Below are 15,367 nucleotides of genomic sequence, written 5' to 3'. Positions count from 1 at the left end.
CAACGAATGCCCCAAGCCTTTCATTTGGACCAAGAGCGCCAAGGACATCCTGCAGAAGGTCATCCGGGCAAACTCGCGGTTAAGTTCTAAACAGAATGAAACACTGCACTAGGTCCTGCTTGAGATCCTGGTAGTCACGCTCGATGCGCCAGCGCATCTTGGTCTCCAAGACCATGCGCTGCAGCGGCATATCCAGGGGCAATGTGCTCAGCCAGTATTTCATCGGCTCCTAGTGCCCCTCGGGCCATTCGATCAGCAGCCACTCCTCTGGGCGTTGCGCCGATGCTCATGGTGGGCCGCACGCACGCGCACACGGGCAAAGCGCGAGCACAGCGTGAAGTTCGTGCCCTCTCGCCATTCGATGGTGTGCCATTCGGTGGCGTGTCCCTGGGCGGGCTCCAACCCCAATGCCACCTCCTTGAGCGACCGGGGCCGCTCGTGGCGGGCATCGCCCAGCCGCAACCGGCTAGTGTAGTGTTTTATGCTTGATGCGACAAATAAAACCGATGGATTTTTGGTCTGGGCAAGGCGCAAACCGCAGCGATACCAAGTGGTATCGCGAGGATTTGCAACGCGGCCCGGGCCGAAAAGACGCGGTTATATGTCGCAGATAGCGTCGAACACTACACTAGGGGCTTTGCCGCGGCCGCTGTAGGCCTGGGGCGGCAGCAGCGCATGTCCCGGCGGCCAGACTGTCACTGCAGCCGTCACGCCCACCACGTAGGGCAGGCCCAGCGCGAGCAAGCCTTCGCGAAACGCCGTCTCTGTGCCGTAGCCTGCGTCGGCCAGCACGCAGTGCCGCGCAGCGCCTTGCGCCATCAGGTTTGTGAACTGTGCGAGTGCGATCTGGCCTTTGGTGGCGAACTGCACAGCGTCAGGGATGCCTGCCGCTTCGCGCCGCAGCGGGTCTTGGGCCCACTCTTTGGGTAGGTACAGCTGCCAGGCCACCGGCAGACTGCCTGTCTGGCAGGCGAGGCTGACGCTGACGGCGACTTGGCAGTTGTCTTGCTTGCCCAGCTGGCCGCAAAGAAGTAAGACTGATTGGCAGTCTGGGTTCAAGCATCAAAAATGGCTTTTGCTTAGAAGCGACAAGCGCAAGAAGCTATAAAAATAAAAGCGCCGGAGCAAAGCCACTGCCCTGCTCCGGCGCCCTCTGGCCTTAGCTGCGCGAAGTTCAGAGCACTTCGAACACACCCGCCGCGCCCATGCCGCCGCCTATGCACATGGTGATGCACACACGCTTGGCGCCGCGGCGCTTGCCTTCGATGAGCGCATGGCCGGTCAGGCGCTGGCCGCTCATGCCGTAGGGGTGGCCGACCGCGATGGCGCCGCCGTTGACGTTGAGGCGCTCGTTCGGAATGCCGAGCTTGTCGCGGCAGTAGAGCACCTGCACGGCAAAGGCTTCGTTGAGCTCCCACAGGTCGATGTCAGCGACCTTGAGGCCCAGCTGCTTGAGCACCTTGGGCACGGCGAACACCGGGCCTATGCCCATCTCGTCGGGCTCGCAACCCGCCACGGCAAATCCGAGGAAGCGGCCGAGCGGCTGCAGGCCCTTTTTGCTCGCGTAGTCCTCGCTCACGACCACGCAGGCGCCCGCGCCGTCGGAAAACTGGCTCGCATTGCCCGCCGCAACCACGCCGCCCGGCAGCGCGGGTTTGATGGTGCTGATGGCCTCTTTGGTCGTGCCTTCGCGCGTGCCTTCGTCGCGGCTCACGGTGACTTCGCGCGTGATGATGCCGCGCACCTTGTCCACCACGCCCGCGGTCACGGTGATGGGTGCGATTTCGGCATCGAACCTGCCTGCGGCCTGCGCGGCGCAGGCTTTTTGCTGGCTCGCGGCGCCGTACTCGTCCATGACGTCGCGGCCGATGCCGTAGCGCTTGGCCACCTGCTCGGCCGTTTGCAGCATGCTCCAGTAAATCTCTGGCTTTTGCTTGGCCAGCGCAGGGTCCGCGATCATGTGCAGGTTCATTTCCTGCTGCACGCAGGAAATGCTCTCCACGCCACCCGCGACGAAGACCTGCGCCTCGCCCGCGATGATGCGCTGCGCGGCCAGCGCGATGGTCTGCAGGCCCGAGGAACAAAAGCGGTTCACGGTCATGCCCGAGACCGACACCGGCAGGCCCGCACGCAGCGCGCACTGGCGCGCGATGTTGTTGCCCGTCGCGCCCTCGGGGTTGGCGCAGCCCATGAGCACGTCCTCGACCTCGGCCGGGTCAATGCCCGCACGCGCAACGGCGTGCTGCACCACGTGGCCGCCCAGCGTGGCGCCGTGCGTCATGTTGAAGGAACCCTTCCAGCTCTTGGCGAGCGGGGTGCGGGCGGTGGATACGATGAGTGCGGAAGTCATGAGGAATCCTTTGCGTCGAAACGGGCTTTTCAGTTGAACGTCTTGCCTTCGTCGGCCAGGCGCGCGAGCAAGGGCGCGGGCTGCCAGAAAGCAGCGTCGTCATTCGGGTTCTGGCGGAAACGCCGCATCGCCTGCACGAGGTTGCACAAACCCACTTCATCGGCGTAGAGCATGGGGCCGCCGCGGTGCAGCGGAAAGCCGTAGCCTGTGAGATAGACCAGGTCGATGTCGCTCGCGCGGCTTGCAATGCCGTCTTCGAGGATGTGCGCGCCTTCATTGACGAGCGCGAACACCAGACGCTGGACGATTTCTTCGTCGGAAATCTTGCGCGGCGCAATGCCCAGGCTCTTGCGGTGCTCTTCGAGCATCTTTTCGACCACCGGGCTGGGGATGGCGTCGCGCTTGCCCGGTTGGTAGTCGTACCAGCCGGCGCCGGTCTTCTGGCCGAAGCGCCCCAGCTCGCACAGCAGGTCCGCCGTCTTGCTGTATTTCATGCCCGGTTTTTCGACGTAGCGGCGCTTGCGGATCGCCCAGCTGATGTCGTTGCCCGCAAGGTCGTTCATGCGAAACGGCCCCATGGCAAAGCCGAATTTTTCGATGGCCCTGTCCACCTGCGCGGGCGTGCAGCCCTCGTCGAGCAAAAAGCCCGCCTGGCGCCCGTATTGCTCGACCATGCGGTTGCCAATGAAGCCGTCGCACACGCCGGCGACCACCGCGGTCTTCTTGATCTTCTTGGCCACGGCCATGACAGTGGCAAGCACGTCCTTGGCGGTCTTTTCACCGCGCACGACTTCGAGCAGCTTCATGACGTTCGCAGGGCTGAAAAAGTGCATGCCCAGCACATCCTGCGGGCGCTTCGTCACCGCGGCGATCTTGTTGACGTCGAGCGTGGAGGTGTTGCTGGCCAGAATGGCACCGGGCTTCATGACGGCGTCGAGCTGCTTGAACACAACCTCCTTGACGCCCATTTCTTCGAACACGGCCTCGATCACGAGGTCGGCCTGGGCGATGTCGGCGTAGGCGAGCGTGGTGCTCAGAAGCCCCATGCGCTGCTCGTATTTGTCCTGCGTGAGCTTGCCCTTCTTGACCTGGGCCTCGTAATTTTTGCGGATCGTGGCGACGCCGCGGTCGAGCGCCTCCTGCTTCATCTCGAGCAGCTTCACGGGAATGCCCGCGTTGAGGAAGTTCATCGTGATGCCGCCGCCCATGGTGCCGGCACCGATCACGGCCACCATGGCGATGGTGCGCTTGGGTGTGTCGGCGGGCACGTCCGGGATCTTGGACGCGGCGCGCTCGGCCAGGAACAGGTGGCGCAGCGCGCGCGACTCGGGCGTGAGCATGAGCTGTGCGAACAGCTCACCCTCGCGCCGCAGGCCGTCGTCGAACTTGCCTTTCGTGGCCGCTTCGACGGCATCCACGCACTTGAGCGGCGCGGGAAGGTTCTTGGCCATGCCGCGCACCATGTTGCGCGCAAAGCCAAAGTAGCCGTCGCCCTGCGGGTGCTTGCACGGCAGGCTGCGCACGAGCGGCAGCGGTGCGCCCCCTTGGTGCTTGGCCGCGACTTCGCGCGCGAAGGCCATGGCCTCGGTCAGCAGCGCCTCTGGCGAAGTGGCGAGCTTGTCGAACAGTTTCTGGCCGGGCAGCGCGGCGAGCATCTCGCTCTTCACGGCCTCGCCACTCACGATCATGTTGAGTGCCATCTCCACGCCTAGCACGCGCGGCAGGCGCTGCGTGCCGCCCGCACCCGGCAGCAGGCCGAGCTTGACCTCGGGCAGCGCCACGCTGCAACCCGGCGCCACCACGCGGTAGTGGCAGCCCAGCGCCAGTTCGAGCCCGCCCCCCATGCACACCGAATGGACAGCCGCCACGACAGGCTTGCGCACCTGTTCGAGGATGGCGACCACCGAAGGCAGGTGCGGCTGCTGCATGGCCTGCGGCGCACCGAATTCCTTGATGTCGGCGCCCCCCGAAAAGGCCGCGCCCGCGCCGGTGAGCACGATGACCTGCACTGCGGCATCGTCTTCAGCGCGGTTGAGGCCATCGACGATGGCCTTGCGGGTCGATATGCCCAGCCCGTTGACGGGCGGGTTGTTCAGCGTGATCACGGCAACGTCGCCGTGGACTTGGTATTCAGCGGTCATGCTGCGCTTCCTTCGTGAGTAAAAAAGAACGGTCGTGCGTTTTTATTGTAGGGACTTCGTGTGACCCTGTGCTGGCCATGTCAGCAAAGCACTGTCGCGGCAGGGACAAAGCCGACGCCTGCACCCCCGCGGGCCGCAGGATGGCAGCGTCACACTTCCAGCCATGGATTTCAGGGTTACGGCGGCATACGCGGTACCACTGGGGCAATATTTGCGACAGATGGCGATCCATACGACAATGCCCCATCGAAACCAACCAGCGAGGCTCCCATGTCTGAACGCATCAATGCTCGTCTGTCCCTGCCTTTGGCTGAGTTCGTGGGTCGCATGGTCGGCGAAACCGGCCTGTACGAAACCCCCAGCGAATACGTCCGCGACCTGATCCGCCGCGACATGGAGCGGCGCGAAAGCCAGTTCGTGCAAGACGCCATCCTCACCGGCTACCGCGACCTGGCCGCAGGCCGCGTGTTCGAATCGAACGGCGACTTCAAGACCGACATGGCGCTGCTCGATCAGAAGGAGGCCGGCGGTTGGCAATGACGGAGCCTGCTGCTCGCTTCTTCCTGACGCGCCGGGCTGCCCTCGACCTGCGTTCGATCCATGCACGCTCGCGTCGCGCATGGGGCGACGATGTCGCTGATCGATACGTTGCCGATCTATATACGGCGATGAAGAACGCAGCAGCAAACCCGGAAGCGGGCCGCTTGCGCCAGTATCGTTCGGCACCTTTCCTGATGGTTCCAGCTCAGCGCCATTTCGTCATCTACGACATCATCCCGCAAGGCATTGCAGTGCTGACCCTACAGCACCAAGTGCGCGACATCGAGACCCTGATCGCAGAGCTGACACCTGCGGGCCTCGCCGAAGTCGCAAGCTTGAAGCGCAAGTCCTGACAGGCTGCAGCTGGTTGTGCTGCTTTGGCCTCGCACACCCGCTGCAGTACCACTCGTCGAGAAAGACGGAAGCACACAGGCGTCCGTCCGCCACCACTGTTCAACCGTTCCCCCTAGCAGCCTGTCGGACTTTGGACGTCGAAAGCGAGAATGTGCCCCAGCGAGGCCAGTTTTTGCCGGATTCGCCGCCCCATAGCGGGACTATGGGGCAAGAAGACGGTAAAAAATGGGCCGCTGCGGCGCATTCGCAGCCGACGATTCCAAAGTCCGACAGGCTGCTAGTGTAGTGTTCGACGCTATCTGCGACATAAAACCGCGTCTTTTCGGCCCGGGCCGCGTTGCAAATCCTCGCGATACCACCCGGTATCGCTGCGGTTTGCGCCTTGCCCAGACCAAAAATCCATCGGTTTTATTTGTCGCATCAAGTATCAAACACTACACTAGACCGCACCAGGCAGCTTGTAATCCCTGAGCTGCTCGCGCAGCTTGGTCTTGAGCATCTTGCCCGTCGCGCCCAGCGGGATCGCATCGACGAACACCACGTCGTCGGGGATCTGCCATTTCGCGATCTTGCCTTCATAAAAGGCCAGCAACTCCTCGCGCGTGACTTCGGCGCCAGGGCGCTTGACCACGACCACGATGGGGCGCTCGTCCCACTTGGGGTGCGGCATGCCCACGCAGGCCGCCATGGCGACGGAGGGATGCGCCATGGCGATGTTTTCGATGTCGATCGAGCTGATCCACTCGCCGCCCGACTTGATCAAGTCCTTGCTGCGGTCGGTGATCTGCATGAAGCCGTCGGGGTCTATGGTGGCCACGTCACCCGTGGGGAACCAGCCGTGCCCTTCGGCGTCAAGCACCAGCGGTGATTTTTCGCCCTTGAAGTAGCTGTCAACGATCCAGGGGCCGCGGATGAGCAGGTCGCCGTAGGTCTTGCCGTCCCAGGGCTGATCCTGGCCTGCGCTGTCGATGATGCGCAAGTCCACGCCGAAAATCGGGCGGCCCTGCTTTTGCAGCAGCTTCATCTGCTCTGCGCGCGACAGACCCAGGTGCTTGCTTTTCAGCGTGGAGAGCGTGCCGAGCGGGCTCGTTTCGGTCATGCCCCAGGCGTGCAGCACCGTCACGCCGAATTCGTCACGGTAGGCGTCGATCAGGGCCGGCGGACAGGCCGAGCCACCGATCACCGTGCGCCGCAGGCTGCTGAACTTGAGGCTGCCGGCGCGCACATGATTGAGCAGCATTTGCCAGATGGTGGGCACGCCCGCGGCGAAGGTCACGCCCTCGGCCTCCATCAGTTCGTACAGCGACTTGCCGTCTAGCGCGGGCCCGGGCAAAACGAGCTTGCAGCCCGTGAGCGGCGCCGAATACGGCAGCCCCCAGGCGTTCACGTGGAACATGGGCACCACGGGCATGGTGGTGTCTCGTGCGGACAGCCCCATCACGTCGGGCAGCGCCGCGCCGTAGGCATGCAGCACGTTCGAGCGGTGGCTGTAGAGCACGCCCTTGGGGTGCCCCGTGGTGCCGCTGGTGTAGCACAGGCCCGAGGCGGTGTTTTCGTCGAACTCGGGCCAGGTGTAGGTGCTGCTCGCGCCGCCGATCCAGGACTCGTAGCTCACGAGGCCGGGGATGCCGGTGTCGGCCGGCAGCTTGTCGGCGTCGCACAGGGCGACCCATTTCTTCACCGTTGGGCACTGCGCGTGCACGGCCTGCACCAGCGGCAAAAAGGTAGTGTCAAAGCACAACACCTGGTCTTCGGCATGGTTCACGATCCAGGCCACCTGCTCGGGGTGCAGGCGCGGGTTGATGGTGTGCAGCACGCGGCCCGAGCCGCTCACGCCGAAATACATCTCCATGTGGCGGTAGCCATTCCAGGCCAGGCTGGCCACGCGGTCGCCAAACTGCAAACCCTCGCGCTCGAGCGTGTTCGCGAGCTGCCGCGCACGCGCCGCAAGCTCGCGGTAGGTGTAGCGGTGGATGTCGCCCTCGACCCGGCGCGACACGACCTCGGTGTCGCCATGGTAGCGCTCGGCGAACTGGATCAACGAAGAAATCAGCAACGGTTGTTTTTGCATGAGCCCCAGCATCTGGATTCCTCTTTGGTTGGGCGGTTGGTGAAAAAACGAAGGCGCGGATGTTAGCGCGTGCGGCAGCGGGACGAGGGCGATATGAAAGCTCTTAACCGTGAGACGCACGCAGCGATTCGATAGGATGCTGCATGATCTGTAGCGTGGCGTGCTGGATGCCGAAGCGGCTGCGCAGGTCTGCGGCGGCCTGGTGCAGTGCAGCATCGCCGAGCGGCCCGCCGGGCGCGATCAAATGCGCCGAGAGCGCGATCTGCGTGGTGCCCATGGCCCAGATGTGCAGGTCGTCCACGCGCTCCACGCCGGGCAGCTGCTCGAGGTAAGCGCGCACGGCGAGTGGGTCCACGCGCTCGGGTACGCCGTCGAACAGCAGGCGCGTGGATTCGCGCAGCAGCCCCCAGCTGCCGAGCACGATCACGACGGCCACCGTGAGGCTCATCACCGGGTCCAACCAGCCCCAGCCGCGCCACAGGTACAGCGCGCCCGCAATCACCACGCCCAGCGACACCAGCGCGTCGGCCGCCATGTGCAAAAAGGCGCCGCGCACGTTCAGGTCGCCGTGCTGGCCGCGCAAAAACAGCAGCGCCGTGGCACTGTTGACCACGATGCCCGCAGCGGCCACGCCCACCACCGTCCAGCCCTGCACGGCCTGCGGCTGCGCGAGGCGCTGCACGGCCTCCCAGGCCAGCCAGCCCATGGCCGCAAACAGCAGCACCGCGTTGGCAAAAGCCGCGAGGATGGAGGCGCGCTGCCAGCCATAGGTGTGGCGTGCGTCGGGTTTGAGGCGCAGTGCCCAGGCACCTGCCCAGGCGAGCGCCAAACCTGCCACGTCGCTCAGGTTGTGCGCCGCGTCGGCAAGCAAGGCGAGCGAGCCGGCCCACCAGCCGCTTGCCGCTTCGAGCACGACGAAGCCAAGGTTGAGCGCGATGCCGAGCGCGAACGCGTGGCCGAAGTCCTGCGGGGCCTGGCCGTGGTGGTGCTCGGGGTGAAAGTGTGCATGGTGCCCGTGGTGCGCATGCGGGCCGCAGGCAGGGGGACTGGCGTCGGCGGGTTCGTGATCGGTATGGCAGGCATGCCCTTGCTCGGCCCCGCCCTGCCCTACAGCCGGTGTTGGTGCGGGCGGCGCCGCGTCCGGTGCCGGCCCATGCGCTTCGGGCACCCCGCCCTGGCCCTGCCCCTTGGCCTGGCTCATTTGCGCAGCAGCACCTTGAGCACGTTTTGCAGGCGGCGCGCCTGCGCGGCGTCGTAGGGCGCAGCGAGCAGCTTGGCCATGTCCTGCGCCCATGTCTGCGCCGGCGCGGGATCGTGGCGGCGCGTGAGCAGTTGCAGCTGCAGCAGCCGGCGCGCGCTCAACTGCTCTGCGGGCGTGGGCACTTCGGCGGCGATCTCCAGGCGCAGCAGCGTTTGCTCAGCGTCTGCCGCAGACGCCGTGGGCGCCGCAGACAGGGCCTGCACCCAGGCATTGCGCTGCGCCGCGCTTACGCGCGCGCCCAGCTCCTGCGCAGCGGGCACGAGCGCAGGGTCGCGCTTTTCCCAGGCTGTGAGCAGGTGCGTGAGCACTTCGCCGTGCGCCTGCGCCGCGAGCTTTTTGAGCGCCAGCTGGGCGCGCTCCAGGGCTTCGCGCTGCGCGCGGAAGGCCGCGTCGCCCAGGCGCGGGGCGCGCTCTGCGCGTTCTTCGCGCCCTTCATACCCAGCTCGTCCCTCGTACCCGCCTCGCCCTGCGCGCTCGCCCGCTCGGCCGGCATCACGCCCGAACGCAGCGCGCCCGCCTTCGTGGCGCACATCGCGTCGGCCTGCGGGCCGCGCGCCGTGCGGGTGGGTGGCGGGCAGATTCTTCTGCACGCCGGGGCGGTCGTCGCCGCGCACGGCGATCACGGGGCGCGGTGCGGGCTTTGCGGGCGTCGTTGCGGGAGCCGCGTGTTGGGGCTCGGTGCCTTCGGCCGCGGCTTCAGCAGCTGCGGCGGGCGTCGCTTCTGCGACCGATTTCGCTTCGCCTTCAGGAGCTGCTTGTGCAGATTCAGCGGGCGCCAAGGGCTGATTTGGTTCGGATTCTGCAGCGCCCGGTGTGGGCTGCGCTGCTGCAGCGGGCGCGGCGGGGGCAGCGCCAGGTTCGGGCGCGGCGGGCGCGTGCAACGCGGCGTCGAGCGCGGCCATGGCGGCGCGGATTTGCTGCGCATCGGCGCTCGCGCTTGCCGCTTCGAGGGCGCGCGCGGCGTCGATCACGGCGCGGTCGCGCGCAGAGAGCGCGGCCTCAGCCTTGCTGCGCTCGGCCGACTTGCGCTGAAAGGCCTCGTCGAGCGGCTGGCGAAACGACTCCCAGAGCTTTTGCTCGAGCTTGCGCTCGAGCGGCACTGCCTGCGCCTCAGCCTGCCAGCGCTGCTGCAAGGCCTTTACGGCGTCTATGCGCAAGCTCGGCGCGGCGGCCAGGGCCTGCGCCTCTTCGATCAGCGCGTGGCGGCGGGCGAGGCTTTCTTTTTGTGCGGCTTCGAGCGGTGCGCTGGCTTCGGCCAGGGCCTGCTTCCACAGCGGTTGCAACTCGGCAAAAACCTTTTCGGCCAGGTGCCCGGCGTCGCGCCAGCGTTCGGCAAACTGGTGCAGCGCGCGCTGCAGCCCCTTCCAGTCGCCCGCGGCTGCAAGGGCTTGCGCCTGCGTCTGCGCCCAGGTTTTGAGCTCCTCGATCAGCGCCTCGCGCTGGGCGCGGTGCTGCGCGGCTTCGGCGCGCACTTTGTCTAGCCATTCCTCGACGACTTTGTGCGCGGCATTGCAGGCCTCGTCGAAGCGCTTCCACAGCGCATGGTTGGGCGCGCCGCCCTGGTCGGCCTGCTTCCATTGCTCGCGCAGCTGGCGCAAGGTTTCCTGCATCTTGCGCCCGCCGAGCGCCTGGCCCTCGGGGCGCTGCAGCAGAGCCTCGGCCTTGGCGACGAGTTCTTCGCGCAGCTGGTCGGCGCTCCAGCGCTGCCAGCCTTCGAGCTCACCCGCGGCCACCAGCGCCTGGTGCACCTGCTGCTCCAGGGCCGCGCCGATGTGTTTGCCGTGCTCCTTGAGCGTGGCACGCAGCGCGGCGGCGGCGGCGGAGGTGGCCTTGCCCTGGCCTTCGGCGGTGGCCTGTTCGAGCGCAGCGAGGGCGCTGCGCACGGCCTGCTCGGCTTTTTCGCGCAATTCGGGCGCGATCTGCGCAGTCTGGGGCTTGGCGGCGCGCTCGGGCCGCGCGGCGGCCTCGCTCGGCAGGCCGCGTGCGGCGCGCAGTTCTTCGGCCCACACGGGCACGGGCGGCAGCGGCGCCTGCGCATCTTCGGCTGCGGCCACGGCCTGCGCGAGCGCAGCCTGGAAGGCATCCCACACCGCGAGCAGCTGCGTGCGCGAGGTTTCGAGCAGCGGCGGAAAGCGCGCTTCCACGCTCGCCCAGCTCGCGTCGCCCGTGAGCTCCTCGGCCTGCGCCTGCCAGCGTGCGACGTCGGCGCGCAGCTGCTCGAGCGCGGCCTGCGCATCGCGCCAGGGCTTGGTCGAGAGCACTTCGATGCGCTGCGCGAGCAGCACCGCGGCCTCGCGCTGCACCTGCACGCGGTGCTGCAGGTCTTCGATCACCTTGACGCGCTCGGCCAGCTGCGCCTTGAGCGTGGCAAGCGGCTCGCGCGACAGCGGCGCGCCCGCCTTGGCAGCGTCGCGCTGCCAGGCCAGGGCGTCGGCGATGTTGAGCTTGGGTGCGGCCAGCAGCGCCTGGGCTTTTTCGGCCCATTCGGCGGCAATGGCCTCCTGCGCCTTGGCACGGCGGATTTCATCGAGCCGCTCGCGCACCGCACGCGCCGCCCCTTTGTCGCGCGCGCTGAGCTCTTTGAACACTTCCTGCAGCTGCTCGGGCGTGGGCTGGGTGGCCAGCCACTCGCGGATGCGCGCAGCGCGTTCGCCGGATGTGGCGGCCGAGAAGGCTCCGCCGGTCAGTGCATCGAGCGGATGCGGCTCATGGGTCTTGGCCGGGGCCGGGGTCACTTCGGGTGCGTCGGACATTTTGCTGCGGGAAAAAAGAGAAAACATGAATCCAATCGATCGGGAAAACACCGAAGGCCCAGCGCAGCCGGCAAATGCCGGCAAGGGCGATAAATCGCCGACAGCCCTTCGGGTCTGGCAAAGGCGCTATTTTGACCGGCTTCGCGCCTTCGCCCCACAGATTTATACGTTGATGGCCGTGGCCGAGCCGGCCTGCTTGCGCAGTTCGAACTTCTGGATCTTGCCCGTGCTGGTCTTGGGCAACTCGCCAAACACCACGGCGCGCGGCACTTTGAAGCCTGCGAGATGTGCGCGGCAATGGGCGATGATGTCCTGCGCCGTGACCTGCGCGCCGGGCTTGAGCTCGATGAAGGCACAGGGCGTCTCGCCCCATTTCGGGTCGGGTCTGGCGACCACGGCGGCGGCGAGCACGGCAGGGTGGCGGTAGAGCACGTCTTCGACTTCGATCGAGGAAATGTTCTCGCCGCCCGAGATGATGATGTCCTTGCTGCGGTCCTTGATCTTGATGTAGCCGTCCGGGTATTGCACGCCGAGGTCACCACTATGGAACCAGCCGCCGCGGAAAGCCTCTGCCGTGGCCTCGGGGTTCTTGAGGTAGCCCTTCATCGCGATGTTGCCGCGGAACATGATCTCGCCCATGGTTTCGCCGTCCTGCGGCACGGGCTGCATGGTTTCGGGGTCGAGCACGCGCACGTCGCGCTCGAGGTGGTAGCGCACGCCCTGGCGCGCATTCAGGCGCGCGCGCTCGCCGATGTCGAGCTGGCTCCAGGCATCTTGCTTGGCGCACACGGTGGCCGGGCCATAGACCTCGGTCAGGCCATACACATGCGTGAGGTCGAAGCCCAGGGTTTCCATGCCTTCGATCATCGAGGCCGGCGGCGCGGCGCCTGCCACCATAGCCTTGATGCCTTGGGGCACGCCCTCTTTGAGCGCGGCCGGCGCATTCACGAGCAGGCTGTGCACGATGGGTGCGCCGCAGTAGTGCGTCACGCCGTGCTGGCGCATGGCGTCGAAAATGGCCTGCGCCTCGACGCGGCGCAGGCACACGTTCACGCCTGCGCGCGCCGCCACCGTCCACGGGAAACACCAGCCGTTGCAGTGGAACATGGGCAGCGTCCACAGATACACCGCGTGCTTGGGCATGTCCCATTCGAGCACGTTGGAGACGGCGTTGAGCGCCGCGCCGCGGTGGTGATAGACCACGCCCTTGGGGTTGCCCGTGGTGCCGCTGGTGTAGTTGAGGGCGATCGCGTCCCACTCGTCGGCGGGCAGCTCCCAGGCGAACTGCGGGTCGCCCTCGGCGAGCAAGTCCTCGTAGCTCAGGCTGCCCAGGCGCTGCGCCGCGGGGCCATAGACGGCGTCTTCCACGTCGATCAGCAGCAGCGGCTGCGGGTTCTGGCGCAGGGCCAGGGCCTTGGCCATGACGGGGGCGAATTCCGGGTCGACGATGACCGCGCGCGCCTCGCCGTGGTCGAGCATGAAGGCGATGGCTTCAGGGTCGAGCCGGGTGTTGAGCGCATTGAGCACCGCGCCGGCCATGGGCACGCCGAAGTGCGCCTCGACCATGGGCGGCGTGTTGGGCAGCATCACGGCCACGGTGTCGTTCTTGCCTATGCCGCGCTGACGCAGGGCGCTGGCCAGGCGCCGGCAGCGCGCGTAGGTGTCGCGCCAGTTCTGGCGCAGGTCGCCGTGCACGATGGCCAGGCGCTCGGGGTACACCTCGGCCGTGCGCTCGATGAAGGACAGGGGCGAAAGCGGTGCGTGGTTGGCTGGGTTGCGTTCGAGGTGCTGGTCGAAGATGCTGCTCATGAAGGGCTCCTTGCGTTTTTCGGACAAACACCCGATTACATCAAAAGCGGCGGACGCGGGGCTGATCCATGTAAAGAGCCGGCGAGACAGTGCCGGGGCGGTGCTCGCGTCCTCGCGTCCTCGCGTGGGCGCCACCATCGAACCTTGGGCGACAATCGCGCCGTGTCCATCCCCCAGTCTTTCATCGAAGAACTGCTCGCGCGCGTCGATGTGGTCGACGTCGTGGGCCGCTACGTGCCGCTCAAGAAAAGCGGCGCCAATTTCATGGGTCTGTGCCCGTTTCACGCGGAAAAATCGCCCTCGTTCAGCGTGAGCCCGTCCAAGCAGTTCTTCCACTGCTTCGGCTGCGGCAAGAGCGGCGACGCGATCGGCTTTTTGATGGAGCACGCGGGGCTGGACTTTGTCGAGGCCGTGCACGAGCTGGCGCAGCAAGTCGGCCTGCAGGTGCCCGAGGAACACGCCTCGGCGCAGGACAAGGCACGCGCCGCGGCCCAGCGGCAACAGCGCGCCACCCTGACCGAAGTGCTCGCGCGTGTCGCCGCCGCCTATGGCGACGAGCTGCGCAAGTCGCCACGCGCCATCGCCTACCTCAAAAAGCGCGGCGTTTCGGGCGTCGTGGCCAAGCGCTACGGCCTGGGGTACGCGCCCGAAGGCTGGCACAAGCTCGCGGGCGTCTTTGCCCATTACGACGACCCGCTGCTCGAAGAGGCGGGCCTGGTCATCGTGCAGCCCGAAGACCACAAGCGCTACGACCGCTTTCGCGACCGCGTGATGTTCCCGATCCGCAACGTCAAGGGCGAGTGCATAGGCTTTGGCGGGCGCGTGCTCGGCGACGAAAAGCCCAAATACCTCAACTCGCCCGAAACGCCGGTGTTTCACAAGGGGCGCGAGCTGTACGGCCTGTTCGAGGCGCGCAGCGCGATCCGCGAGCATGGCTACGCGCTCGTGACCGAGGGCTACATGGACGTGGTGGCGCTCGCGCAGCTCGGCTTTCCGAACGCGGTGGCCACGCTGGGCACCGCCTGCACGCCCGAGCATGTGCAAAAGCTGCTGCGCTTTACCGACGCCGTGGTGTTCAGCTTCGACGGCGATGCCGCGGGCCGGCGTGCCGCGCGCAAGGCGCTCGACGCCGCCCTGCCCCACGCGCAGGACACGCGCAGCTTCAAGTTTTTGTTCCTGCCGCCCGAGCACGACCCCGACAGCTTCATCCGCGCCTGGGGCCGCGATGCGTTTGCGCGCCACATCGGCGACGCGGTGCCGCTGAGCCGTTTTTTGCTCGACGCCGCAAGCGAAGGCTGCGACCTGGGCACGCCCGAAGGCCGCGCGCAGATGACGCACCACGCCCGGCCTCTGTGGAGCGCTTTGCCCGAAGGGCTGCTCAAACGCCAGCTGCTCGGCGAAATCGCGGGCCTCGCGCAAATCGACACTGCAGAGCTCAGTGAATTTTGGGCCCAGGCCCAGCCCCCTGCGCCCGGCGCGGGCGCCCAGCCGCCAGGCGCGGCACAGCGCGGCGGGCCGCGCACCAGCCGCAGCGGCGGCCTGCACCCCGCTCAGCGCGGCGGGGGCGCGGGTACTGCCCCCAGCCCTTACGCCGCGACGGCGTGGCGCGCCCGCCTGCCGCGCTCCGCACCCACGAGCCGCGCCGACCACGCCGTGCGGCTGCTGCTGTCGCACATGGCCTTCCTCGAAGAGCTTGCGCCCGAAGACCATGCCGCCCTCTGCGCCCTGCCGCCGCCGCACGGCCCCTTGTTCGTCTGGCTCGAAGAGCAGCTGCACGAGCACGGTGCGCAGACCTGGGCGCTGCTGCGCGAGCGCCTGCGCGGCCACGCCTGCGCACCGCTGGCCGAAAAGCTCATGACCGGCTCGCACGCCCAGACCGAAGGCGACCTGCACGAGCTGCGTGCCGAACTGCGCGACCTGCTCAACCGCGTGCTGATCGAACAGATCAAGGCCGAAGAGAGCGCCCTCATCGCCACGGCCAGCCAGGACCCGGCAGCGCTGCAGCGCTACCGCGAGCTGCAGGCCCGGCGCAAGGCGCTCGAGACGGCGCACAGCTTGCGCATCCCTTCGTGAAAAGTGCCGCGGCTG

Annotated in this window: 10 protein-coding genes and 1 pseudogene; 4 read left to right on the top strand and 7 right to left on the bottom strand. The window is 67.0% G+C overall.

Going from position 1 to position 15,367, the window contains the following annotated elements; genetic code table 11:
• Positions 1 to 79 precede the first annotated feature (79 nt).
• The 3 genes and pseudogenes from PYV55_RS16330 to PYV55_RS09970 all read right to left on the bottom strand — a co-directional run.
• Positions 80 to 1,026 (bottom strand): annotated as a pseudogene (locus tag PYV55_RS16330) (IS701 family transposase); the annotation flags it as partial.
• Positions 1,027 to 1,174: 148 nt separating this feature from the next.
• On the bottom strand, positions 1,175 to 2,350 hold the full coding sequence (locus tag PYV55_RS09975) for an acetyl-CoA C-acyltransferase (RefSeq protein WP_275850602.1): 1,176 nt from the start codon (positions 2,348 to 2,350) through the stop codon (positions 1,175 to 1,177).
• A gap of 29 nt (positions 2,351 to 2,379) precedes the next feature.
• On the bottom strand, positions 2,380 to 4,491 hold the full coding sequence (locus tag PYV55_RS09970; protein ID WP_275850600.1) for a 3-hydroxyacyl-CoA dehydrogenase NAD-binding domain-containing protein: 2,112 nt from the start codon (positions 4,489 to 4,491) through the stop codon (positions 2,380 to 2,382).
• Between the two features lie 270 nt (positions 4,492 to 4,761).
• Here PYV55_RS09970 and PYV55_RS09965 point away from each other — a divergent pair, with 270 nt between their 5' ends.
• From PYV55_RS09965 to PYV55_RS09955, 3 genes are all read left to right on the top strand, one after another.
• Positions 4,762 to 5,031: a ribbon-helix-helix domain-containing protein gene (locus PYV55_RS09965; protein WP_275850598.1), complete on the top strand. Its 270-nt coding sequence runs from the start codon at positions 4,762 to 4,764 to the stop codon at positions 5,029 to 5,031.
• Positions 5,028 to 5,384, top strand: a complete 357-nt coding sequence (locus tag PYV55_RS09960) for a type II toxin-antitoxin system RelE/ParE family toxin (protein ID WP_275850595.1) — start codon at positions 5,028 to 5,030, stop codon at positions 5,382 to 5,384. Before PYV55_RS09965 ends, PYV55_RS09960 begins: the two co-directional genes overlap by 4 nt.
• Before the next feature lie 131 nt (positions 5,385 to 5,515).
• Positions 5,516 to 5,671, top strand: a complete 156-nt coding sequence (locus tag PYV55_RS09955; RefSeq protein ID WP_275850592.1) for a hypothetical protein — start codon at positions 5,516 to 5,518, stop codon at positions 5,669 to 5,671.
• Positions 5,672 to 5,824: 153 nt separating this feature from the next.
• Here PYV55_RS09955 and PYV55_RS09950 read toward each other — a convergent pair whose 3' ends face one another.
• From PYV55_RS09950 to PYV55_RS09935, 4 genes are all read right to left on the bottom strand, one after another.
• Entirely contained in the window at positions 5,825 to 7,468 is a 1,644-nt protein-coding gene (locus PYV55_RS09950; protein ID WP_275850590.1) for a 3-(methylthio)propionyl-CoA ligase, read from the bottom strand.
• A 91-nt stretch (positions 7,469 to 7,559) separates the two neighbouring features.
• Complete coding sequence (locus PYV55_RS09945; protein WP_275850586.1) at positions 7,560 to 8,657, bottom strand: cation diffusion facilitator family transporter; 1,098 nt, start codon at positions 8,655 to 8,657, stop codon at positions 7,560 to 7,562.
• Entirely contained in the window at positions 8,654 to 11,497 is a 2,844-nt protein-coding gene (locus PYV55_RS09940; protein ID WP_275850567.1) for a DUF349 domain-containing protein, read from the bottom strand. The genes PYV55_RS09945 and PYV55_RS09940 overlap by 4 nt, the downstream gene beginning before the upstream one ends.
• A 135-nt stretch (positions 11,498 to 11,632) precedes the next feature.
• Positions 11,633 to 13,279, bottom strand: coding sequence for an acyl-CoA synthetase (locus tag PYV55_RS09935; RefSeq protein ID WP_275850557.1), 1,647 nt, complete (start codon positions 13,277 to 13,279; stop codon positions 11,633 to 11,635).
• 162 nt (positions 13,280 to 13,441) lie between these two features.
• Between PYV55_RS09935 and dnaG the strand changes: the two genes are divergently transcribed.
• Positions 13,442 to 15,352: a DNA primase gene (dnaG, locus tag PYV55_RS09930; protein WP_275850556.1), complete on the top strand. Its 1,911-nt coding sequence runs from the start codon at positions 13,442 to 13,444 to the stop codon at positions 15,350 to 15,352.
• The last annotated feature ends 15 nt before the right edge of the window (positions 15,353 to 15,367 follow it).

The organism is Extensimonas soli (assembly GCF_029211265.1).
GTDB lineage: Bacteria > Pseudomonadota > Gammaproteobacteria > Burkholderiales > Burkholderiaceae_C > Extensimonas > Extensimonas soli.
The sequence above is the reverse complement of the archived record's forward strand: the minus strand, read 5'-3'. Positions and strand labels throughout refer to the sequence as shown.

Excerpts from the sequence above, each read along its gene's own strand:
- PYV55_RS09975 (WP_275850602.1), bottom strand. The coding sequence starts at position 2,350 with ATGACTTCCGCACTCATCGTATCCACCGCCCGCACCCCGCTCGCCAAG.
- PYV55_RS09970 (WP_275850600.1), bottom strand. The coding sequence starts at position 4,491 with ATGACCGCTGAATACCAAGTCCACGGCGACGTTGCCGTGATCACGCTG.
- PYV55_RS09965 (WP_275850598.1), top strand. The coding sequence starts at position 4,762 with ATGTCTGAACGCATCAATGCTCGTCTGTCCCTGCCTTTGGCTGAGTTC.
- PYV55_RS09960 (WP_275850595.1), top strand. The coding sequence starts at position 5,028 with ATGACGGAGCCTGCTGCTCGCTTCTTCCTGACGCGCCGGGCTGCCCTC.
- PYV55_RS09950 (WP_275850590.1), bottom strand. The coding sequence starts at position 7,468 with ATGCTGGGGCTCATGCAAAAACAACCGTTGCTGATTTCTTCGTTGATC.
- PYV55_RS09945 (WP_275850586.1), bottom strand. The coding sequence starts at position 8,657 with ATGAGCCAGGCCAAGGGGCAGGGCCAGGGCGGGGTGCCCGAAGCGCAT.
- PYV55_RS09940 (WP_275850567.1), bottom strand. The coding sequence starts at position 11,497 with ATGTTTTCTCTTTTTTCCCGCAGCAAAATGTCCGACGCACCCGAAGTG.
- PYV55_RS09935 (WP_275850557.1), bottom strand. The coding sequence starts at position 13,279 with ATGAGCAGCATCTTCGACCAGCACCTCGAACGCAACCCAGCCAACCAC.